General features: G+C 45.6%; 24 protein-coding genes. 5 read left to right on the plus strand and 19 right to left on the minus strand.

What is annotated here, in order from left to right; translation table 11 throughout:
- Nucleotides 1-129 precede the first annotated feature (129 nt).
- The gene (gene ispG, locus AC1RRX_RS07355) at nucleotides 130-1,248 is read left to right on the plus strand and encodes a flavodoxin-dependent (E)-4-hydroxy-3-methylbut-2-enyl-diphosphate synthase (protein ID WP_169510269.1); all 1,119 of its coding nucleotides are present in this window, start codon (nucleotides 130-132) and stop codon (nucleotides 1,246-1,248) included.
- A 32-nt stretch (nucleotides 1,249-1,280) separates the two neighbouring features.
- Here the strand turns inward: ispG and AC1RRX_RS07360 are convergent, their stop codons facing one another.
- A complete protein-coding gene (locus AC1RRX_RS07360) occupies nucleotides 1,281-1,658 on the minus strand; it encodes a DUF308 domain-containing protein (RefSeq protein ID WP_087920773.1) in 378 nt (125 codons plus the stop codon).
- 133 nt (nucleotides 1,659-1,791) lie between these two features.
- On the opposite strand from AC1RRX_RS07360, the gene AC1RRX_RS07365 reads away from it, so the two are divergent.
- Complete coding sequence (locus AC1RRX_RS07365; RefSeq protein WP_007408297.1) at nucleotides 1,792-2,373, plus strand: nucleotidase; 582 nt, start codon at nucleotides 1,792-1,794, stop codon at nucleotides 2,371-2,373.
- A gap of 30 nt (nucleotides 2,374-2,403) precedes the next feature.
- On the opposite strand, the gene zur is transcribed toward AC1RRX_RS07365, so the two are convergent.
- Together zur and AC1RRX_RS07375 are read right to left on the minus strand one after the other, a co-directional pair.
- A complete protein-coding gene (gene zur, locus AC1RRX_RS07370) occupies nucleotides 2,404-2,814 on the minus strand; it encodes a zinc uptake transcriptional repressor Zur (protein ID WP_003153018.1) in 411 nt (136 codons plus the stop codon).
- A gap of 123 nt (nucleotides 2,815-2,937) precedes the next feature.
- The gene (locus tag AC1RRX_RS07375) at nucleotides 2,938-3,819 is read right to left on the minus strand and encodes a YitT family protein (RefSeq protein ID WP_007408296.1); all 882 of its coding nucleotides are present in this window, start codon (nucleotides 3,817-3,819) and stop codon (nucleotides 2,938-2,940) included.
- Nucleotides 3,820-3,937: 118 nt separating this feature from the next.
- Between AC1RRX_RS07375 and AC1RRX_RS07380 the strand changes: the two genes are divergently transcribed.
- On the plus strand, nucleotides 3,938-4,192 hold the full coding sequence (locus AC1RRX_RS07380; RefSeq protein ID WP_003153013.1) for a DUF2624 domain-containing protein: 255 nt from the start codon (nucleotides 3,938-3,940) through the stop codon (nucleotides 4,190-4,192).
- A 32-nt stretch (nucleotides 4,193-4,224) separates the two neighbouring features.
- Here the strand turns inward: AC1RRX_RS07380 and AC1RRX_RS07385 are convergent, their stop codons facing one another.
- Both AC1RRX_RS07385 and AC1RRX_RS07390 read right to left on the minus strand, forming a co-directional pair.
- Nucleotides 4,225-5,118, minus strand: a complete 894-nt coding sequence (locus tag AC1RRX_RS07385) for a deoxyribonuclease IV (protein ID WP_039063323.1) — start codon at nucleotides 5,116-5,118, stop codon at nucleotides 4,225-4,227.
- Between the two features lie 10 nt (nucleotides 5,119-5,128).
- Nucleotides 5,129-6,445 (minus strand): DEAD/DEAH box helicase, encoded by a 1,317-nt coding sequence (locus AC1RRX_RS07390; RefSeq protein WP_003153010.1) that lies wholly within the window; start codon nucleotides 6,443-6,445, stop codon nucleotides 5,129-5,131.
- 165 nt (nucleotides 6,446-6,610) lie between these two features.
- Between AC1RRX_RS07390 and vrrA the strand changes: the two genes are divergently transcribed.
- Nucleotides 6,611-7,306 (plus strand): VrrA/YqfQ family protein, encoded by a 696-nt coding sequence (vrrA, locus tag AC1RRX_RS07395; RefSeq protein ID WP_012118006.1) that lies wholly within the window; start codon nucleotides 6,611-6,613, stop codon nucleotides 7,304-7,306.
- Nucleotides 7,307-7,428: 122 nt separating this feature from the next.
- Nucleotides 7,429-8,373, plus strand: coding sequence for a 4-hydroxy-3-methylbut-2-enyl diphosphate reductase (locus AC1RRX_RS07400; RefSeq protein WP_012118007.1), 945 nt, complete (start codon nucleotides 7,429-7,431; stop codon nucleotides 8,371-8,373).
- Nucleotides 8,374-8,392: 19 nt separating this feature from the next.
- Here the strand turns inward: AC1RRX_RS07400 and AC1RRX_RS07405 are convergent, their stop codons facing one another.
- From AC1RRX_RS07405 to AC1RRX_RS07470, 14 genes are all read right to left on the minus strand, one after another.
- Nucleotides 8,393-9,514: a Nif3-like dinuclear metal center hexameric protein gene (locus AC1RRX_RS07405; RefSeq protein ID WP_015240228.1), complete on the minus strand. Its 1,122-nt coding sequence runs from the start codon at nucleotides 9,512-9,514 to the stop codon at nucleotides 8,393-8,395.
- On the minus strand, nucleotides 9,507-10,211 hold the full coding sequence (locus AC1RRX_RS07410; protein ID WP_032866478.1) for a tRNA (adenine(22)-N(1))-methyltransferase: 705 nt from the start codon (nucleotides 10,209-10,211) through the stop codon (nucleotides 9,507-9,509). The genes AC1RRX_RS07405 and AC1RRX_RS07410 overlap by 8 nt, the downstream gene beginning before the upstream one ends.
- A 125-nt stretch (nucleotides 10,212-10,336) precedes the next feature.
- The gene (cccA, locus tag AC1RRX_RS07415; protein WP_003152999.1) at nucleotides 10,337-10,699 is read right to left on the minus strand and encodes a cytochrome c550; all 363 of its coding nucleotides are present in this window, start codon (nucleotides 10,697-10,699) and stop codon (nucleotides 10,337-10,339) included.
- A gap of 349 nt (nucleotides 10,700-11,048) precedes the next feature.
- Nucleotides 11,049-12,170 (minus strand): RNA polymerase sigma factor RpoD, encoded by a 1,122-nt coding sequence (gene rpoD, locus AC1RRX_RS07420; protein ID WP_003152998.1) that lies wholly within the window; start codon nucleotides 12,168-12,170, stop codon nucleotides 11,049-11,051.
- Nucleotides 12,171-12,362: 192 nt separating this feature from the next.
- Nucleotides 12,363-14,174 (minus strand): DNA primase, encoded by a 1,812-nt coding sequence (dnaG, locus tag AC1RRX_RS07425; RefSeq protein WP_007408290.1) that lies wholly within the window; start codon nucleotides 14,172-14,174, stop codon nucleotides 12,363-12,365.
- A 21-nt stretch (nucleotides 14,175-14,195) separates the two neighbouring features.
- Nucleotides 14,196-14,702, minus strand: coding sequence for a YaiI/YqxD family protein (locus tag AC1RRX_RS07430; protein WP_144464142.1), 507 nt, complete (start codon nucleotides 14,700-14,702; stop codon nucleotides 14,196-14,198).
- A gap of 255 nt (nucleotides 14,703-14,957) precedes the next feature.
- Nucleotides 14,958-15,770, minus strand: a complete 813-nt coding sequence (locus AC1RRX_RS07435) for a pyruvate, water dikinase regulatory protein (protein WP_003152991.1) — start codon at nucleotides 15,768-15,770, stop codon at nucleotides 14,958-14,960.
- A 25-nt stretch (nucleotides 15,771-15,795) separates the two neighbouring features.
- Nucleotides 15,796-16,434, minus strand: coding sequence for a transcriptional regulator CcpN (gene ccpN, locus AC1RRX_RS07440; RefSeq protein ID WP_144464144.1), 639 nt, complete (start codon nucleotides 16,432-16,434; stop codon nucleotides 15,796-15,798).
- A gap of 100 nt (nucleotides 16,435-16,534) precedes the next feature.
- A complete protein-coding gene (gene glyS, locus AC1RRX_RS07445; RefSeq protein WP_047935962.1) occupies nucleotides 16,535-18,574 on the minus strand; it encodes a glycine--tRNA ligase subunit beta in 2,040 nt (679 codons plus the stop codon).
- Complete coding sequence (gene glyQ / locus AC1RRX_RS07450; RefSeq protein ID WP_003152984.1) at nucleotides 18,567-19,454, minus strand: glycine--tRNA ligase subunit alpha; 888 nt, start codon at nucleotides 19,452-19,454, stop codon at nucleotides 18,567-18,569. The genes glyS and glyQ overlap by 8 nt, the downstream gene beginning before the upstream one ends.
- A gap of 301 nt (nucleotides 19,455-19,755) precedes the next feature.
- A complete protein-coding gene (gene recO, locus AC1RRX_RS07455) occupies nucleotides 19,756-20,523 on the minus strand; it encodes a DNA repair protein RecO (RefSeq protein ID WP_007408287.1) in 768 nt (255 codons plus the stop codon).
- 36 nt (nucleotides 20,524-20,559) lie between these two features.
- The gene (locus tag AC1RRX_RS07460) at nucleotides 20,560-20,703 is read right to left on the minus strand and encodes a YqzL family protein (protein WP_007408286.1); all 144 of its coding nucleotides are present in this window, start codon (nucleotides 20,701-20,703) and stop codon (nucleotides 20,560-20,562) included.
- A 155-nt stretch (nucleotides 20,704-20,858) separates the two neighbouring features.
- Nucleotides 20,859-21,764, minus strand: a complete 906-nt coding sequence (gene era, locus AC1RRX_RS07465) for a GTPase Era (RefSeq protein WP_007408285.1) — start codon at nucleotides 21,762-21,764, stop codon at nucleotides 20,859-20,861.
- Nucleotides 21,745-22,155 (minus strand): cytidine deaminase, encoded by a 411-nt coding sequence (locus AC1RRX_RS07470; RefSeq protein WP_003152976.1) that lies wholly within the window; start codon nucleotides 22,153-22,155, stop codon nucleotides 21,745-21,747. Before AC1RRX_RS07470 ends, era begins: the two co-directional genes overlap by 20 nt.
- Nucleotides 22,156-22,209: the final 54 nt, after the last annotated feature.

Below are 22,209 nucleotides of genomic sequence, written 5' to 3' on the forward strand. Positions count from 1 at the left end.
TTAATTTCTTGTCAGTTCGGCAAATACACTGTTACAATATAACATGTAAATAGAAGTTGCCTGACATGTAAAAGGCTCAGCCTGCAAAAGCGGTAACTACAATTAAGGAGCGATTGACAAGTGAGTGAAATCACACATCGTACAAAAACGCGTCCCGTCAAAGTGGGACCTTTAACAATAGGCGGAAATAACGAAGTCGTCATTCAGAGTATGACGACGACCAAAACACACGACGTAGAAGCAACAGTTGCGGAAATCAACCGTTTAGCCGAAGCCGGCTGCCAAATTGTCCGGGTGGCATGTCCGGACGAACGCGCCGCTAACGCGATTGCCGACATCAAAAAACAAATTTCCATCCCTCTCGTTGTCGATATTCATTTTGACTACAAGCTTGCATTAAAAGCAATTGAGGGCGGGGCCGACAAAATCAGAATCAACCCGGGAAACATCGGCCGCCGCGAAAAAGTGGAAGCCGTCGTAAAAGCAGCGAAAGAAAAAGGAATTCCAATCCGGATCGGCGTAAACGCGGGTTCTTTGGAAAAACGCATTTTAGAAAAATACGGCTATCCGACTGCTGACGGAATGGTTGAGAGTGCGCTTCATCATATCAAAATCCTGGAAGACCTTGACTTTCACGACATCATCGTCAGCATGAAAGCGTCTGACGTCAATCTAGCCATAGAAGCATACGAAAAAGCTTCAAAAGCATTTGATTATCCGCTCCACCTCGGAATTACAGAATCGGGCACGCTGTTTGCCGGAACGGTAAAAAGCGCGGCCGGACTCGGAGCGATTTTAAGCAAAGGAATCGGAAACACGCTCCGGATCTCTCTGAGCGCCGACCCGGTTGAAGAAGTAAAAGTAGCCAGAGAACTGCTGAAATCATTCGGTCTTGCTTCAAACGCGGCTACGCTTATTTCATGCCCGACATGCGGACGGATCGAAATTGATCTCATCAGCATCGCAAATGAAGTGGAAGAATACATTTCTAAAGTCAAAGCGCCGATTAAAGTAGCCGTTCTCGGATGTGCCGTTAACGGACCGGGCGAAGCAAGAGAAGCTGATATCGGGATTGCCGGCGCGCGCGGCGAAGGACTTCTTTTCCGCAAAGGCCAAATCGTCCGCAAAGTCCCTGAAGAAACCATGGTCGAAGAGCTGAAAAAAGAAATCGACAAGCTGGCAGAAGAACACTACGCAAAGCTTGAAGCGGAAAAAGCAAAAGCAGAACAAGAAACACAAAAAGCTTGACGGATATTCCGCCAAGCTTTTTTTGCGTTGTGTTAAAAAAACGGTGTAATGAAGATGCCGAGCACAAGGGAAACAATACCGATTCCCATCGCCCATCCGCCTAAAGCGCCTGCTCCTCTTCTTCTGGCGATATAGCCGACGATAATGCCGCATGCCCCTAATAAAACAGGGAGCACAAACAGGGAAATGATAGAAATAGCCAATGCTGCATACCCTATCCCCCGGCCTTCACTTACTCCGTCCCGATTATCATCACGGTCTGCTGCCCGGTCAGAAGCACGATATGGCTCTGAAATTTCGGCCGCTGTTTCTTCTGAATAAACATCACGCGTGATATCGGTTCCTTCCGATCCATGATCCACGTAGTAGTCGTTGCCTTTTCGATTTTCGTAATCGTATGCCACCTTCAATTCCCCCTTTTTCTTTTATGAAAGGAGCTTTTTTAGTTTCCGCGTTTTTTACGAATTCATGTTTGCTAAACTTTTCTGGTATTGTTAATTGTTTATGTTACACTTGAAGGGATGAATTTATAGGAGTGTGGACATGTTACGGTTAGGTATAGATATTGACGGCACAGTTACGGCACAGGATACATTTGTCCCTTATTTAAACCGCTCATTTCATCTTTCCATTACCTTGGATGATATGACTGATTATGATCTGACGAAGCTTTTGAACATTACAGACGAGGAATTTTGGGAATGGATGAACGTTCATGAAGCAGCCATATATAAAGAAGCGAAGCTCGCGGAATTTGCCAAGCAGGCACTGGACGGACTGAAAGAAGAGCACCGTCTGATCTACATTACGGCAAGACGCGGCCACTTAGAAGATGTTACACTGGACTGGTTTGCAAACCGGGACATTCATTACGATCACATTGAGCTTGTCGGAGGCCATCACAAAGTGGAAGCCGTCAAAAAACACGGCATTGATTTATTTTTCGAAGATCACCACGGCAATGCGACAATGATCGCAAAAGAAGCAGGCATTCCGGTTATCCTTTTTAACTCCCCATATAATCAGCTCCCCATCGATTCCAATATTATCAGGGTGCAGAATTGGCTTGAAGCCGTCGCCTGGATTAATAAAAACAAACACAGCTTTCAGCATGTTAAAAGCTGAAAAAAACCTCCTGTATAAGCAGGAGGTTTTTTATCGGCACGCCGGACAGGTGCCGTAAATTTCAAACTTATGGCCGCTGATTTCATACCCTTCCAAATCATCGTGCAGCTTATCCATCGGACAGGACTCAATTTCCTTCGTTTTCCCGCAGGTTAAACAGATAAAATGGTGATGATGATGGGTATAAGAGCATGTAAAACGGAACAGTTTTTCTCCGGAAAGCTCCGTCGTTTCCAAAATGCCGAGTTCTTCATATAACGAAAGATTTCTGTATATGGTATCAAAGCTCAGACCCGGATAGTCGTCATTTAATGCGGCAAGCACGTTTTTGGCGGTCAGATATTTATCAGAATCAGCAAAAAGCTGCAGCATGTCTTCTCGCTTACTCGTATATTTATACCCTTTTTCTTTCAGCAGGTTCAACGCTTCTTGTACGTTCATGAGGACCTCCCCTTTACAACACGGTATCGCTCCAAAAAGAAAATGGCAGCTGTCTGAACAGCAGGCCATTTTCTTATGATGTATCAAATTATACCTATAAAATGATGAAAAGTAAATGAAAGCCTAGTGAATCGCGGTTTTGAACTTACCGCCCCTCGTTTCATGGGTATTCATGATTGTAATAAAGGCGTTTTTATCAATTTCAAACACAATGGATTTCAATTTAGTCACTTCAAGCCTTGTCACGACCGCGTAAATGACTTCTTTGGTTTCATCCGTATATCCGCCTTTTCCCTGAAGCTTAGTGGTTCCCCGTCCAAGCCGGTGCAATATTGCATCTGAGATCTCAGCATATTGCTCTGCAACAATAATGACCGCTTTTGTTTCATCAAGCCCCTGGATGACCGCGTCAATCGTTTTCATGGCAATATAATAAGTCATGAAAGAATACATTGCCTGCTCCGGACCGAACACAAAACCGGCCCAAATGAAAATAAACACATTGATGAGCATAACGAATTCCCCGACTGAAAAGGGCAGCTTTTTCGTGAGAAGGATACCGAGGATTTCAGTACCGTCCATCGAGCCTCCGTTTCGGATGACAAGGCCTACCCCGAAACCGAGCAAAAGCCCCCCGAATACCGTCGCCAAAATAGGCTGGGTCGTAATGGCCTCCACATGGTGCAATGAGGATTCAATCAGCGCTAAACCGACGATTCCGATAACAGTAGAGATGAGAAATGTTTTTCCGATATATTTATATCCGAAAATCATAAATGGAATGTTGAGTAACACAACGAATAAGGCAAAATTGAGGAGGGGATTGGACATAAAGAGGTGGTCTAAAATTAATGAAACACCGATAATGCCTCCGTCGATAAAATTATTAGGGACCAGAAACAATTCAATACTTACGGCGGCTGAACCCGCCCCGATCAGAATCATAATGACCCTGAAGATAAAGTGTAAAAATGATTCTCTTTTATGCTGTTTATTTGGGGTCATAAAATCTCCTTTCCTATAATAACTATTTTAAACAGTAAGCAACTTTATTTTACCATTAAAAGCTGTAACATTTTAATGATCTGCTCAATACATTATGTCTAAAGAGGTGAAAGTATCGATGATTTTAATACAAAGAATTATTTTGCAGCGGCTCAATCAAGTCACTGCGGACGATCTGCTGAAATATTCCAAGCAATACGGGATCAGCATTACAAGAAGTCAAGCGGCTGAGGTAGCGGCTCTGATGCACGGAAAAAACATCAATATTTTTGATGAACAGGAGCGGCTGCGCCTGCTGAAAAAAGTGGAAACGATAACTTCAAAAGAAACGGCGCGGAAAGTTGACGAACTTTTCAATCAATTCTCAGGGTAAAAAAGGAGGGACACCCGCCCCTCCTTTCTTTCTTATTGAGCTGATATTTTTTCAAGAAGCTCCTTATCAAACTGCTTTTCTTTCAGCATTTCGATTTCAAAACGGTACGGCGGCTTCTTATTTTTCTTGTCTTCGCCTACATACGGTGTTTCGAGGATTTTCGGGATATCGGCAAGCTGCTCGTGATGAACGATGTACTGCAGAGCGTCAAAACCGATCTCTCCGAACCCGATATTTTCATGGCGGTCTTTCCGGGCGCCTTTGACATTTTTACTGTCGTTAACATGAAGGACTTTTATCCGATCGATGCCGACGATTTTATCAAACTCGTTAAGAACACCGTCAAAATCATTAGCGACATCATACCCGGCGTCATGGGTGTGGCAAGTGTCAAAGCAGACGGATAGATGTTCATTATGCGTGACTCCCGCAATGATCTCGGCCAGCTCTTCAAAGCTTCTCCCGCATTCTGATCCTTTGCCCGCCATTGTCTCCAGCGCAATCTGCACGTTTTGCCCGGGAACAATCACTTCGTTTAAACCTTCAATGATTTTTTTGATGCCCGTCTCAGCCCCGGCTCCGACATGCGCCCCTGGATGAAGCACGATCTGTCTCGCGCCGATCGCTGCCGTTCTTTCAATTTCAGAACGCAGAAAATCAACGCCCAGCTCAAATGTTGCCGGATTTGTCGTATTTCCGATGTTAATGATGTACGGCGCATGCACGACAATCTCATCGATGCCGTTTTCCTTCATATGGGCGCGGCCCGCTTCAATATTCAAGTCCTCAATTTTTTTGCGGCGCGTGTTTTGGGGAGCGCCCGTATAGATCATAAATGTGTTCGCCCCGTACGAAACAGCTTCCTTGCTTGCGGCAAGGAGCATATGTTTTCCGCTCATTGAGACGTGTGAACCTATTTTCAGCAACCCGATTCCCCTACTTTCCTTTGTTAGATTTGTTTCTTCTCTGCTTTCTTTTTATCTTTTCCATTTCGTAGCTCATTTTCTTTTTATAGCCCGGCTTCACTTTTTTCGGTTTTTTCACGAGGCGCTTCGCCATTTGGTCAGCCTCATTCTCCGATTTTTTGCGTTTTTTGCGGCGGTGGCGGTCATCGCCTTTCTTCCATTCGCCGTTTACAAGCTCCGCATAGTCAAACACAATACCCATCTTTTCGAGTCTTACGAGCGCATCTTCGTCAGAAAGCTCATAAATGGTCAGTGCTTGGCCTGATGAACCCGCGCGTGCGGTTCTCCCGACGCGGTGAACATAAAAATCCAGATCGTCCGGAAGCTCATAGTTGATGACGTGGCTTACGCCTTTAATGTCAATTCCTCTTGCCGCAAGGTCTGTCGCAATGACATAAGTGAATTCCAGATCATTAATCTGCTTCATTACCTTCTTACGCTCACGCGGCGTTAATCCCCCGTGCAGAAGACCAATCCTCATGCCCTTTTCAGTCAGGTATTTCGCAATATGGTCAGCCGTGTTTTTCGTATTTGCAAACACAATGCCCAGATAAGGGTTCAGATGAGACATCATATCAAAAAGCAGTTTGTCTTTATCACGCTGTTTAGAAGGAACCAAAACATGTTCAATCTTTTCGGCTGTGATTCTTTTCGGCTCAACATGCGCGTACTTCGGATTTTCCATATACTTTTTCAAAAACGGCTTCAGCTTTTCCGGAATCGTAGCTGAGAACACAAGCATCTGAAGTTCTTCCGGCATACGGGATCCGATGTAATCAACGTCTTCTAAAAAGCCCATGTCAAGCATCAGATCAGCTTCGTCAATGACGAGAGACTGCGCTTTATAGACGTTCAATGCCTGCGCCTTAATCAGATCCGCGATCCGGCCCGGCGTTCCGACGACGAGATGAGGCTGTGTTTTCAGCTTATCAATTGATTTTTGCTTGTCCGTCCCGCCGATGAAGCATTTTGTCCGGATCGGCTCATCTTCCGCACCCTGTGTGATTTTGAGCGCTTCCTGATGAATCTGATTGGCAAGCTCTCTCGTCGGCGCCGTAATAACAGCCTGTACCGTATCAGAACCCGGATCAATCCGATTCAAAATTGGCAATAAATAGGCGTGGGTTTTCCCCGTCCCCGTCTGGGACTGCCCGATCACGCTTTCGTTTTTCAGTACAGCAGGTATCAGACGCTTTTGAATATCTGTCGGTTCATAAAAACCAAGGCGGTGAACTGCATCTATAATAAACGGTTTTAAGTTGTATCCATCAAATTTAGTTTCTTTCATTTTTCCCAGCTCCTTAAAGCGGCACATTCTGTGTCCATCATCACATTATAACCGATTTTACTTAAAAACACCATGTCTTGGGGGAATCCTGTTTTCGAGACAGAAAAGCAAATGCCCCCTCCGATGCATATTGTAATAGCAGAGAGACAGAAAGGAGGTACAAGTATGTTTCCACAGCAGCCGATGAGAAATATGGCGCAGCAGGGCCGGCCGTTTATGAATCCGCGTATGATGATGGGAGGAAGACCGTCATTGCCGGGACGGCAGCTGATGCAGCAGGGACGGCAGCTTTTCCCTCAGCAGCAGATTGCCGGAGCGGGCCTGAGAAACGCAGGCACGGGCGGCGGAGGGGGCTTAAAAGGTATGCTTTCCCGTTTTTTACCCGGTTCAGGAGGAGGAAGCGCTGCCGCGTCGGCACCGGCGGCGGCCAGCGGAGGAGCAGGTGCAGGACTGCAGGGAATACAGAACCTGGCAAGTCCGGCATCCCTGTCGAGCATGCTCGGCAACGTTCAGAAGGTGCTCGGCGTGGCGCAGCAGGTTACGCCGATGATCCAGCAGTACGGTCCTTTAGTACGGAGTCTGCCCGCCATGATGAAGCTTTACAGCCAATTAAGCAGCAGTGATGACGAGAATGAATCTGACGAGACGAAAGAAACAGACGAACAGGACAAAAAGGATGAAGCTGAAAAAACAGATGAAACAGAAGATGAAAACAAATCAGACGCCTCATCCAAAACATCAAAGAAGACGTCTGAAAAAGCATCCGCTTCAAAAGAAAAAGACGCCGCACAGGCAGACTCAGCGGAACAGCCGCGTCCAAAAAGAACATCGGGCAGATCAAAGCCGAAATTATATATTTAACATTCTTTGATATCTCACGAAAGATTAGCTATAATGAGATCAGAAGAATGCAAGATTTGAGCCGTTTAACTACGGCTTTTTATATTGCCTCTACACTCACTTTTGATAGGAGGACATCTACATTGGACGTTATCAAAATATCGCCGCGCGGCTACTGTTACGGCGTTGTTGATGCCATGGTCATAGCCAAAAACGCGTCACTCGATAAAACACTGCCAAGACCTATATATATACTCGGAATGATTGTTCATAATAAGCATGTCACAGATGCGTTTGAGGAAGACGGCATTTACACGCTTGACGGCACAAACCGTCTGGAGATTTTAAAGCAGGTGGAAAAAGGAACCGTTATTTTCACGGCTCACGGGGTATCTCCGGAAGTAAGAAAAGCCGCTGAGGAAAAAGGGCTTGTTACGATTGACGCCACATGCCCGGACGTCACGAAAACACATGACTTAATCCGAAAAGTAAAAGCTGAAGGTTATCACGTCATATACATCGGTAAAAAAGGCCACCCCGAGCCTGAAGGAGCCGTCGGCGTCGCTCCTGAAATCGTTCATCTCGTTGAAACAGAGGAAGACGTGAGAAATCTCGATATTCAGGCTGAGAAATTAATCGTTACAAACCAAACGACAATGTCCCAGTGGGACGTCCACGATATTATGGAATCAGTCAAAGAAAAGTACCCGTACGTGGAATACCATCAGGAAATCTGCCTGGCCACACAGGTTCGTCAAGAAGCTGTATCAGAGCAGGCAAAAAAAGCGGACTTAACCATTGTTGTCGGTGATCCGAAAAGCAATAACTCCAACAGACTGGCGCAAGTGTCAGAAGAAATCGCCGGAACAAAAGCCTACCGAATCGGAGACATCAGTGAACTGAAGCTCGAATGGCTGAAAGACGTCAATACCGTCGCCGTTACCGCAGGCGCATCAACACCGACACCGATTACAAAGGAAGTCATCCGCTTTTTAGAGCAGTTTGACCACAACGATGAATCGACATGGCAGCTTGAACACAGTGTGCCGCTTAAAAAAATCCTTCCGAAAGTAAAAATAAAAAACTGAGGCCCGGGGCCTCAGTTTTTTATAAGAAGGTAAATGGGTTTGTATCTGTTTCAGAAGCGAAAATGCGCACATCATAGTTTTTCTCCCCGGCCATTGCCGTAAGCTTCTCAGCCGTGCCTTTTCTCATGATCTTTTCAGCATAATGCCCCGGATCCACAACGTTTAATCCCATCATCATCGCATCATGCGCTACATGGAAATAAAGATCGCCCGTCACGTAAACATCTGCACCCTTCCGCTTTGCCTGATAAATATATTTATTTCCGTCACCACCAAGAACCGCGACTTTTTTCACCTTGCTGTTTCGCTCTCCGACCATCCGGACTCCGTTAACGTCAAACTTTTCTTTCACAAACAGCGCAAACTCTTCAAGCGTCATGTCTTGCTGAAGTTTTCCGATGCGGCCGAGCCCTTTTTCAAGCGGAGACTGCTCCACTGGATAAATATCATATGCCACCTCTTCATACGGATGGCTTTTTTTCAGCGCTTTTACGACGGTTTTCTCCATACTTGCCGGAAAAACGGTCTCAAGTCTCACTTCATGGACGAGCTCCAGCTCTCCCGTCTGTCCGATAAACGGTTCTGCCCCGTCCAGCGGCTTAAAGCTGCCGATTCCCTCAGAGGAGAACGCGCAATGGCTGTAATTGCCGATATGTCCCGCTCCGGCGTTGCCAAGTGCGGTTCTTACAGCTTCTTCATAGTCTTTCGGAACATATACGGCAAGCTTTTTCAGCGGGTCCGAATATGTCGGGACGAGCACTTCTGTGTCTGTCAGGCCGAGAGCTTCGGCAAGCAGGTCATTCACACCGCCGTCCGCTACATCAAGATTCGTATGAGCCGCATATACGGCAATATCATGCTTTATACATTTCTCAATCAGTCTTCCGCCAGGCTGATCAGTGGTGATCTGTTTAAGCGGCCGAAAAATCGGCGGATGGTGGGCGATAATTAAGTCAACTTTTTTCTCAATGGCTTCATCTACCGTTTGTTCCAGAACATCCAGTGTCACCATGACATTTTTCACCGGCTTATTCAATGTACCGATCTGCAGGCCGATTTTATCTCCTTCCACCGCAAAAGCCTTCGGTGAAAATTGTTCAAACAGCTGGATGATTTCCTGTCCGTTTACATGTTTAGGCATGTCCGATTACCTCCTTCAGCAGAGAAATCCGCTCTTTCAATTCAGCTAATTTTTCATGACTTTCATGCTTTGCGCTGCGGCTGATCTGTTCATAAATTTGTTCAGTATGCTTAAGTTCCTGGCTCCATTTCCGAAGAAACACTTCATTCCTCTCTTTTAATAAAAACGGACCCGCAAGCATTCCGGCAGCCATCGGCACGTCCCGATACGGCGCATCACGGTCGCCAGTTTCCGCAACGAGGATCTCATAACACTTTCCGTCTTCTTCGAGAATCACTTCATCAATCAATTCATAGCCTTCCTGATACAGCCACTCTCTTATATGAACGGCATGAATATTCGGCTGCAGAATCAGCCGTTCACGCCCCGTCAATTTCGTTTTTCCGGACTCCAAAATATGAGCGATCAGCGCTCCGCCCATGCCAGCGATTGTAATGGCGCCGGCTTCTCCTTTTTCAAGGACGCTCAGCCCGTCACCTTTCCTTACGGAGATAAGAGTGCTTAAGTCCAGTTTTTCCACCTGCTGTTTGGCGGATAGAAACGGTCCGTCTGTAATTTCACCGGCGATTGCCCGGCTTGCCAAATGATTCAAAACGGCATAGCAAGGAAGATACGCGTGGTCCGACCCGATATCAGCAACCAGGGCACCCGGAGGGATATATTCCGCCACAGACTGCAATCTTTTAGATAACTTCATTTCATTCACAATATCACAACTTTTCTCAGGTTCTTTTTCCTTTACTATCATATAAAAAAACCGCCCGGAATCCAAGCGGCGGATAGAGTTTTTCATATGTCTTTTATATAGGGACCGGTAAAGCTTTATTTAATGTCAGAAACCCATTTTGCCATGTCATCCAGCTTTTCGGCCGGCACAAGGCCTGCGGGCATCCCGTTGCCGCCTTTTTCAATTTTTGTTTTAATCTCAGCGACATCTTTTCTTTTGCCGACGCCTTTTAAGTTCGGCCCTGATACACCTTCATAGTTTTCCCCGTGACAGGTGATGCAGTTCGCTTTATAAATCTCTTCAGGTGAAGCGTTTGCAGTTTCCTTCTCGGCATTTTTGCTTTCACCGCCGCTTGCGATCTGATGCGCATCTCCATTGCCTTTTACAGCTAAAAAGAAAGTCAGCCCTATTCCCAGCACTGCAATGAGCAAAAAAGGAATCAGCGGATTCCACTTCATATCTCCATCCCCCTTTTTCATTCTCCCCCTATGTAAACACTTCTAATTCTAACTTATTTTTACAAAAAGTAAATGGTCTTACTCAGCAATTTCATTGATTTCACAATTTATACAAAAAGCAAAAATAACTGTTTTGTTTATCACAAAATTATCTTTATTCTATTGTATAATGAATTGTATACGCTTACAATAAAGAATATAAATAAACTTATCTCATTTTCCCCCTTTCAGACATGCCGCATTTTTTCCAAACTCATTTGCAAAACATATGCTTATCCAGTAAAATAAAGGTATATTATCCATATATCTTATACATAAAAAAGAACGGATCAAAAAGACCCGTTCCATTCTATTCGAGAAAATCCTTCAGACGTTTGCTTCTGCTCGGATGTCTCAATTTGCGAAGCGCTTTTGCTTCAATTTGGCGAATACGCTCTCTCGTTACTCCAAACACTTTGCCTACTTCTTCCAAAGTTCTTGTGCGTCCGTCATCCAGACCGAAACGGAGACGCAGCACGTTTTCTTCACGATCTGTCAACGTATCCAGCACATCTTCCAGCTGTTCTTTTAAAAGCTCATATGCCGCATGATCCGACGGAGATGTCGCTTCCTGGTCTTCGATGAAATCACCGAGATGTGAGTCGTCTTCTTCACCGATCGGCGTTTCTAAAGAAACAGGCTCTTGAGCAATTTTTAATATTTCACGGACTTTTTCAGGTGTAAGATCCATGTCTTCAGCAATCTCTTCCGGTGTCGGCTCTCTGCCAAGATCCTGAAGAAGCTGACGCTGCACCCGGATTAATTTGTTGATGGTTTCCACCATGTGAACCGGGATACGGATTGTTCTCGCCTGGTCAGCGATGGCGCGTGTAATCGCCTGTCTGATCCACCAAGTCGCATACGTACTGAATTTATATCCTTTACGGTAGTCAAACTTCTCGACGGCTTTCATGAGACCCATGTTTCCTTCTTGGATCAAGTCTAAGAAAAGCATGCCGCGGCCGACATACCGTTTAGCAATGCTGACAACTAAACGAAGGTTTGCTTCAGCCAGTCTGCGTTTAGATTCCTCGTCACCCTCTTCAATTTTTTGAGCGTAGGTGATTTCTTCTTTAGCAGAAAGAAGATTTACCCGTCCGATTTCCTTAAGGTACATGCGGACTGGATCATTGATCTTTACGCCAGGCGGTACGCTGAGGTCATTAAGGTCAAATTCTTCTTCGGCTTTGGCAAGCTGTTGAATATTAGGATCTTCCGTTTCTTCATTTTCACTAATTAATTCAACACCTTGTTCTCCTAAAAATTCATAATACTCATCCATTTGGTCTGATTCAATTTCAAAGCTGGACATGCGTTCAGCAATTTCTTCATATGTTAAAACGCCACGTTTTTTTCCAGTTTCAGTAAGCTGTTCTTTTACCTGGTCTAATGTAAGTTCTGTTTCTGTTTCGTGGGTTTGTTTATCAGCCATTATGGATCCCTCCTTCCAAAGCTTGCAACGAATTCTAAAAGCGGTATGTTTCTTATCCGACCCGGAAGCCTTCTCTCTTTTTCAGCATGCAGGGCTGCGGATAATAAATGACAATTCATGATGAGGTTAAGCGATCTATTTGCTCCTCCGCAAGGAATCATTGCCAATCAGAACGCAAGCCTCTTTGTGGTGTTACTTTAATGATCGGTTCAATGCAACAATTTCTTGAGCCAGAGACGCAGCTTTCACGAAGTCTTTCTGCCTCTCCGCATCCGCTCTTTCTGCTTCTTTTTCCTTTATCATTGACCATTTTCGGTGATCCAACACTTTTTTTACGTAATCGGATAACTCGGCCTCTGAGAGCTCCTCGTTTACTTGGAGCATCCCTATATCTGAAAGCAGCTGGCTGATTTCCTCATCCTGCATTCTCGCCATAAGATGCTGCGGCGTCATGTCAGCGCCCTCTTCATAAACAGCGTACAGGTATGCTGCCAGCGCACGATGTCCGTCAATGTTAAATTCAAAGCCGACACGCTCAATCACTTTCTTTATGACGTTTCGGTCTCTCAGCATATGAGCGAGCAGAAGTCTTTCCGCGTTCTCATAGGCGGGACGGAGACGGCGCCGTTTTGCTTTTGTCGTCACCCGGGCCCGTCTTGTCTGCGGTTCGGCGTTTTTGTCGCCGGGGGCGTTTTGTCTGGCGTAGATGGAAAGCTGTTCCGTCAAAGATTCTACCGAAAGAGAAAATTCTGAGGCGAGCTGCTTCACATACATTTCCTGCTCAAGCGACCCGGAAAGAGCGCTGATTTCTTTCAGCACTTCTTTCATGTAAGCGAGCCGGTCTCCTTCGTCAGATAAGTTTTTCCCTTTGCGGAAATATTGCATTTTAAAAGCCATGACCGTAACGCTTGCATCAATGATATCGGTCCGGAATTTTTCTCCGCCCCGGGTTCTGATATAATCATCAGGATCAAGCCCGTCAGGCAGCATGCTTACTCTTACCTTACAATCGGCTTTCTGAAGCAGGCCGGCCGCTTTCAGCGTAGCTTCGTACCCGGCTTTATCCGAATCGTAGCAGAGAATGACCTCCTGAACATTTCTCCTGAGAATTTTCACATGTTCTTCGGTGAGCGACGTCCCCATTGTGGCGATACTTTCTTTTACGCCTGAGCTGACGGCGGATATGACGTCAGCGAAGCCTTCAAACAGAACGGCTCTCTCCTCTTTCCTGATCGGCAGGCGCGCCTTATGAAAGTTATACAGCAGCTTAGATTTATGAAACAGCGGCGTTTCCGGGCTGTTCATATATTTCGGCTGCTGGCTTCCGAGCGCCCTTCCTGAAAAAGCCGCCACGGCTCCGTGGTGATCATGAATGGGAAACATAATTCTGTTTCTGAAACGGTCAAAATACCCGCTGCCGTCTTCCCTTCTGATCAGCAGACCCGCTTTTTCCATCAGTTCTTCCTCAAAACCGCGCTTTTTCAAGAATTTCGTCATGAAATCCCAGGAATCCAGCGCGTAGCCGATTTCAAACTCATCTATGAGCTCTTTCGTAAAACCCCTTGATAAAAGGTAATCTAACGCTTCCTGGCCTTCCTTTGTATTTATTAGCAAATGATGGTAAAATTTCTTCAAAAGCTCGTGGGCTTCCGCCATCTTCTGCTCTCCGGAAGATTCCGGCCTGGATGCAGAGTGAATCGTTATATCATCAGGGAAATCAATCTGATATTTATCCGCAAGGTGAGAAACAGCTTCCGTAAATGAATAGCCTTCCATCTGCCGTAAGAAAGAGAAAACGTTCCCGCCCGCCCCGCATCCGAAGCAATGAAAGATCTGCTTATCGCTGGAGACGGAAAACGAGGGCGTGTTTTCCCCGTGAAACGGACAGAGCCCAAAGTAGTTGCGGCCTTGCTTTTTCAATTGGACATAATCACCTATGACTTCAACAATGTCTGCTGACTGCTGCACCTGATTAACTACTTCATCTGGTATGCGGTTTCCCATCTTATAACACTCCGTCGTACATTATTCGATGCTTTGATTTGAAATCCCTTCATCATTCGACAGGATTTTTTTAAGCAGGGTAACAAATCGATTCCGATCTTCTTTATTTAATTTTTTAGGTCCTTTGGAATGAATGCCGCTTCTTCTCATTTTGCCTGACATATGACGGCTCATCAGAGCGAAGTCAATCGTTTCTTCAGTATAAGAACGGCCCCTTTCCGATAAGACGGCAATATTTCTGTTCAGCAAAAGAGAGGCTAAACCGATATCCTGCGTGACTACGACGTCTCCCGATCTCACATGGTTTGCGATATATAAATCTGCCGCTTCTTTATGAGGATCAACGTATACCCAGTTCTCGTCTTTGCTTCTGGAAAGCTGGTAGTGTTCAAATGATGCGACGAAAATAACCCGAACGCTGTATTGCGATGCAATGAGCATTATTTCCTCTTTTACGGGGCATGCGTCTGCATCGACAAAAATCGTCTTTTCTTTTTCATTTAGAAGACTAATTCTCCATCCCTCCATCAATCTCCTGCATAAAAACAAGCGAAATCGCATATGCTCCATGACTGCGGATCTATTTTGAGCTTTGTCGAAAAATTTCCGGGAGTTATTCTTGACATCTTACCCATAATAGTTTATTCGTATCACACGAAGCTTAAACCTAAAAATAAACATTTTATCACAATTTTTTATTATAATACAAACTTCGCGAAGATGCCATCCTTTTTGTTTATTCCCTATTTGCATACCCAAAAACCCAGGATAAAGCGTCCTGAGTTATCGGCCCTTTGTTTTGAGGTGATGAATGATGTTCGCTGTTTCCTCGACCGCTTTATTCGAAACGTCAACGACTTGGCAGCCGATCCGGTCCACGATTTTCTCAAAATACTCCAGCTCTTCTTTAATTCTGTTGATATTGGCGTAAATGGCTTTGTCATTTAAGCCGAGAGATTTTAACCGTTCTTTTCGTATATGGTTCAGTTTATCAGGGCTGATTTTTAAGCCGATGCATTTTTTCGGATCAACGCTGAACAGTTCTTCCGGCGGATCGACCTCAGGAACGATCGGCACATTGGCCACTTTCAGACGCTTATGGGCAAGATATTGTGATAATGGGGTTTTAGACGTTCTGGATACTCCGAGCAGGATGATATCGGCTTTTAAAATGCCTCTTGGATCTCTGCCATCGTCATATTTGACGGCAAACTCGATCGCCTCGACCTTTTTGAAATAATCTTCATCAAGCTGGCGGACGCGGCCCGGTTCATATTTAGCGGTCAGACCGTAAGCCGATTCCATTTTATCGATGAGCGGACCGATAATATCGTAATACAGCACATTCGCTTTTTCCGCTTGTTCAACCAGGTATTTGCGCATTTCAGGAACAACGAGCGTAAAACAAATAATGCCGCCGTCCGCTTTGGCGAGAGACACGACTTCATTAATGGTGCCGATATCTTCCACATAAGGTATTCTTCTGATATGCGTATCATCTGCTGAGCCGTTAAACTGGCTGAGCGAGGCTTTTACAACGAGTTCGGCGGTTTCTCCGACTGAGTCTGATACTACATAAATGATGCGATTGTCCATGTTATCCCCCCGTTAGTTTTCAAGCTTATATGATTTCATTTTCTGATAAACTGACAAGTATCCTAGTCATATTCGTTTTGGTAAACCGGCCGATGACCTCAAAGCCTTTATCCGTATCTTTAATAACGGGCAGGGCATCGATCTGTTTTTCAATTAAATACTTGGCGATGTCCATCACATAATCGTCACGCCGGCAGACGGCGATATTCGGCATTCTTGTCATGATAATATGAACCGGTATTGAGGCAAGTTCCTGCTGGCCGATGCTCGCCCGCAGCAAATCTTTGCGTGACAGCACACCGACTAAGACAGCATCACGATCTACGACAAATAACGTGCCGACATCTTCTAAAAACATTGTGCAGATGGCATCGTATACCGAGACATTCTCATTGATGACAACAGGGATCGATTGAAAATCTTTCACTTGCAGCTTTTTCAGTTTATCCGCAAGCAGCTGATTTCCCGTTTTCCCCGTATAAAAATAACCGACCCGCGGACGGGCCTCTAAGAAGCCTGACATGGTGAGTATGGCCAAGTCCGGCCGCAGCGTGGCCCTCGTTAAATTGAGCTGTTCTGCGATATGCTCTCCGGTAATCGGGCCGTTTTCCTTTACAATCTGTAAAATTTGTTCTTGCCGTTTATTTAATTCGATCGTACTCACCACCTTTATGGAAGGGTTTCTTTATCTATGTTTTCATTCTGTGATGTTTATGTAAAAGGGGAAAAGACGATTGCCGATCACACAGCAACCGTCTTTTTCTTTATTTTACAATAAGATGATTCATATTAGCAAAAGACTTGATTACATCTGCAAGAGCGGTCATTTGCGCTAAACGGTTGGTTTTTAATGCTTCATCGTCCGCATTTACCATCGTGTGATTAAAGTAGTCTTCAATCGGCTCCTTTAATCCGCTGAGCACGGCAAGCGCCTGTTCATAGTTTTTGGAGGCAAAGCTTTCCGCGACACTGTCTTTTGTTTTTTGATAAGCGTCAAACAGCTTTTTCTCCTGTTCATTTTCAAACAGATCCGGATTGATATCGCGGCTCTCGCCTTTTTTGCTGATGGAGATGACCCGGCCGAGTGATTCAGCCGTTTCTTTAAATCCGGGTGTGCCGAGGTGCTTCTCAAGCACTCTTGCTTTATGAACGGCTGCATACGGCTCAAGCTCTGTGCTGTCCAGAACGGCTTCGATAACGTCATGACGGATGTCTTCAGCGTTTAAGACGTATTTCAGACGCTGTGTAAAGAAATCGAGGAGCTCATTTTCTTTTTCCGTTTCTGTCAATGACAGCAGCTCTTTAAAAGAAATGCCCCAGTTGCGGTCGATCAGAATGGAAACGATGCCGCTTGCCTGACGACGCAATCCGTACGGGTCCTGAGAACCTGTCGGAATCACGTCAATGCTGAAGAAGGAAGCAATCGTGTCCAGTTTATCAGCTAACGCTACAACCGCGCCGGTGAAGGTTGAAGGCACTTCTCCCCCGGCCGCTCTCGGCATATAGTGCTCATTGACAGCGGCAGCGACGGCTTCATCTTCACCGAGCATGCGCGCATATTTTTCTCCCATCACGCCCTGAAGCTCAGGGAACTCATAGATCATATGTGTAACCAGGTCAAATTTAGAAATCTCTGCGGCGCGCTTCACAAGGTTTTGCGTCTGTTCATCCGCTTTCAGGCGGACGGCAAGTTTGCCCGCAATGGCGGCCACTCTTCTTACTTTATCTCCAAGGGAGCCGAGCTCTTCATGGAAAACGATATTTTCCAGTTTCTTCACGTTTTCATCAATGTTGAGCTTTTGGTCTTCTTTGTAGAAGAACGCAGCATCTGAAAGCCTTGCTCTCAGCACTTTCTCGTTTCCGCGGGCAACATTTTCAATTGCATGGCTGTTCCCGTTTCTTACCGTAATAAAATGAGGCAGCAGATTCCCGTTTTCATCTTTTACCGGGAAGTAGCGCTGATGCTCTTTCATTGTTGTTACAAGTACTTCTTCAGGGATAGAAAGAAACTCGGATTCAAAAGATCCGTAAAGCGCCGTCGGGTATTCCACCAGATGGTTGACTTCGTTCAGCAGGTCCTCATCGATCGGAATGTTCCATTTCTTCTCGGCCGCAAGCGCGTCCAGCTGGCTTTGGATCATTTGTTTGCGTTCTTTCGGGTCAGCAATGACGCTTTGTTCTTTCAGCAGCTTTTCGTATGATGACGGTGCATCAACAGATACTTCTTGGCCGAGAAAGCGGTGTCCCTGCGTGTTCCGGCCCGTCTCGACATTTGTGATTTCAAACGGAATGACGTCTTTCCCAAAGAGAGCGATAATCCATTTGATCGGACGGATATAGCGCAGATCCTGCGTGCCCCAGCGCATGTTTTTCGGAAAATGCATTCCGGCAATCAAATTTTCCAGCTGCGGTAAAAGTGTCTTCGTCTCTTGTCCCGCCTGGAATTTTTGAACGAAGACATATTCCGTGCCGTTTACATCTTTTATATACAGATCATCCACTCCGGCGCCTTGGCCTTTTGAAAATCCGATAGCGGCTTTTGTCCAGTTTCCGTCAGCATCCAGAGCGATTTTTTTCGCAGGGCCTTTTGCTTCTTCCTGAATATCAGCCTGTTTTTCTGCTACGTCTTTTATATATACTGCCAGACGTCTCGGCGTATTAAAAAGTTTCACTTCGCCATGGGCGATATTTTTTTCAGCCAGCCAGTCGGTCAGCTTTTCACCGAGCTGCACCATGCTGTCATGTAAAAACCGCGCCGGCATTTCCTCGAGTCCGATCTCTAAAAGCAAGTCTTGTTTACTCATGGGAAGAGCCCTCCTCTTTAAGCATTGGGAACCCTAATTTTTCCCGTTCTTCATAATACGTTTTTGCCACTTTTCTCGCTAAGTTGCGGACACGGCCGATATAACCCGTCCGCTCCGTCACCGAGATCGCGCCTTTTGCATCGAGCAGATTAAATGTGTGAGAGCATTTCAGCACATAATCATAGGCCGGATGCACGAGCCCGTTATCCATTTGTCTGATCGCTTCTTTTTCATAGGTGCTGAACAAATGGAAAAGCATATCCACGTCAGATGTTTCAAAAGTATAAACGGAATGCTCATATTCAGCCATCATAAATAAATCTTTCACAGTAAATCCTGACGTCCATTCAAGATCAAAGACGTTTTCTTTATCCTGAATATATGACGCGAGACGTTCAATACCATACGTGATCTCAACGGATACCGGTTTACATTCAATTCCGCCCACCTGCTGGAAGTATGTAAACTGAGTAATTTCCATCCCGTCAAGCCATACTTCCCAGCCGAGACCTGCACAGCCTAAAGACGGGTTTTCCCAGTTGTCTTCTACGAAACGGATATCATGTTCAAGCGGGTCAATGCCGAGCGCACGCAATGAATCAAGGTAAAGCTCTTGAATGTTATCAGGCGACGGCTTGATAATGACTTGGAATTGATGATGCTGATAGAGCCTGTTCGGGTTTTCACCGTACCGTCCGTCCGCAGGCCGTCTGGACGGCTCAACGTAAGCCACTCTCCACGGTTCCGGCCCGATGCTTCGTAAAAATGTATACGGGCTCATTGTGCCTGCGCCTTTCTCCACATCATACGACTGCATGAGCACACAGCCTTCATTCGACCAGTGCTTCTGCAAGGTTAAAATCATATCTTGAATGTTCATTTCAAGCACCTCCACTTTCTCCATTCTTTTACAAGTGCGGCGGCAACCAAAAAACTCCCGTCTCTATGCTTGCCGGCCGCAAACATAGGGACGAGAGTTCTCCCGCGGTTCCACCCTAGTTGCTGAGGATGTGAATCACTCAGCCTCTTTTTAAAGGGTTGCTCGAGAATGCCTTTCGTTGCGCGCTCATCCTTAGCTTACACTGCCCTAAGGTCGCTTGTATGAGTTGGACGCAAGTACTTCTTTCTGTCACTGCAACATATTTTATAATAAATGATCATATAAAAAGATGGGCAGAATGTCAACTTTTGTTTTCATCCAAAAGGTTCTTCATGCTTTCCATCTGATCTAAAAACCGTTTTGACTTTAAATAAAGTCCTGAATATTCCTCGTAATACAGATCAATGACCCGTTTAATTTCGTTTTTGGTTTCCTGTTTTAACGAGACGCTGCCGAGCCTTCCGATATCAAAGTAATAAAAAAGCCTTAGCAGCCTTGCCGTTTGCGGCGAAATCGGAACTCTGTACGGATCCTTTTCAAAGCAGCGGTGGCAGATAAACCCGTTATCTCTTATCGAAAAATGAAACGTTCCTTCCCCGCTTTTGCAGTGGACACAATGATTCAGCTCCGGATACAGCCCCATGACGCCGAGCATTTTCATCTGCACGATGAAGGTGATCACGTCCGGGTCAGTCCCGTCATTCAGCCTCTTAAAGGATTCGAGAATCAATTCGAATAAATAGGGGTTCGGTTTCTTCTCTTCCGTTCCTTTGTCAGTGAGTTCAGCGATAAAAGCGGCATACGCCGTCAAAAATAAATCTTCTCTGATCGTTCTCATGCTGAGAATCATTTCACCCTGCTGGAGCGTGCCGAGTCCGGATGTTCTTTGCATTAAAAATGACCCGTACAAAAACGGCTGGCTGACTGCTGACAGCCGGCTGGCTGACTTCCTGGCGCCCCTTGCCATGACGCCGATTTTGCCGTGTTCCCTCGTCAGCAATGTCACGATTTTATTCGTCTCCCCGTAGTCATTCGTACGGAGCACGATTCCTTCACATTTAGTCAGCATTTCCGCACCTTCCAACAATGGGAGGGGCCAAGAGGTTTACAAAATTGGAAAATCAATTCGGGCTAGCTCATCTTCCGGTTCTTCGGGTCTTTCCAGGTTCTCTTTTTCCAGTTCTTTAAAAAGAAGGTACGTATCAACACTTCCTGTTTGAGAAAATACGTTCCAGGTAAAATTCAACACAAAAAACCCACCTTTCATCATTAAACTAGCTTGCAAATCCAAATTCTTACCCTTATCTTGACCTGATGTCCTCCTTTTCATGTTAAACAAATTTTGCTAACGAATCCCTGCTTCTGTGAGGTAATCTCACACCTCAGGCATGCGCCTTAGATGAATTAATATTCATCCTCTTTGAAGCCGAAATCACGCAGCTGAGACATTTTATTCCGCCAGTCCTTCTGCACCTTCACCCATAATTCCAGGTAAACGCGTGAGCCCAAAAGAGCTTCAATATCAGCCCGCGCTCTTTTGCCGACTTCTTTCAGAAGCGCTCCTTTTTTGCCGATGACGATGCCTTTTTGAGAATCCCGCTCGACCACAATGGTGGCAGCGACATGGACGGAGCCGTTTTCCTGCCCTTTAATGGACTCGATAGCGACAGCGATGCTGTGCGGCACTTCTTCCCTTGTCAGATGGAGCACCTTTTCTCTGATCAGTTCAGAAATAATGAACCGCTCGGGGTGGTCAGTCACCTGATCGCTCGGATAGAACTGAGGCCCTTCCGGTAAATACGCTTCAATCTGCGCGAGAAGGGTTTCGACGTTGTTCCCTTCCAAAGCTGAGATCGGCACGATTTCTTTAAACGGATAGCGCGTACGGTACTCATCAATTAAAAGAAGCAGCTGGTCAGGGTGGATCTTATCAATTTTGTTTACGATCAGAAAGACCGGTGTAGACGTCTGTCCGAGCTTTTCAATGATAAACTCGTCGCCTTTTCCGTACCCTTCTTCGGCGTTAATCATAAATAACACCAAGTCAACTTCTTTCAGCGTATTCTGCGCCACTTTCATCATAAAGTCGCCAAGCTTGTGCTTTGGTTTGTGAATGCCCGGTGTATCAATAAAAATGGTCTGCGACGTGCCGGTTGTCAGCACCCCTTGGACTTTATTTCTTGTCGTCTGGGGTTTGTCGCTCATGATGGCGATCTTTTGACCGATGACCCTGTTTAAAAAGGTAGACTTTCCTACATTCGGCCTTCCGATGATAGATACAAATCCTGATTTAAAGCTTTCGTTCGTCATGTAAATCCTCCGATGAAAATGCGCCTGGTAATAATTCTTCCGCAGTCATTTCTTTTATTTGTCCTTGTAAGTTGGTCAGAATAACAAGCATATCCTTTGAGCACAGCTCGGAAATTACTTGTCTGCAGGCTCCGCACGGCGAAACCGGTCCCGGAGTATCCGCAGCCACGGCGAGCATCGCAAATTCCGTATCCCCCTCGGAAACAGCTTTGAATATCGCCGTGCGTTCAGCACAGTTGCACATGCTGTATGCCGCATTTTCGATGTTGCAGCCTCTGTACACTTTTCCGTCTTTGGTAAGAAGAGCGGCTCCCACTCTGAAATTTGAATACGGCACATACGCTGTGTCCCGCGCTTTTAATGCTTCTGCAATCAATTCTTGTCTGTTCATGTGTACTTAATTCCTCTCTTACCTTTATCCTGTATGATACCGCTGTCACTTTTA

It is taken from the genome of Bacillus sp. GW821-FHT11D08 (assembly GCF_058808515.1).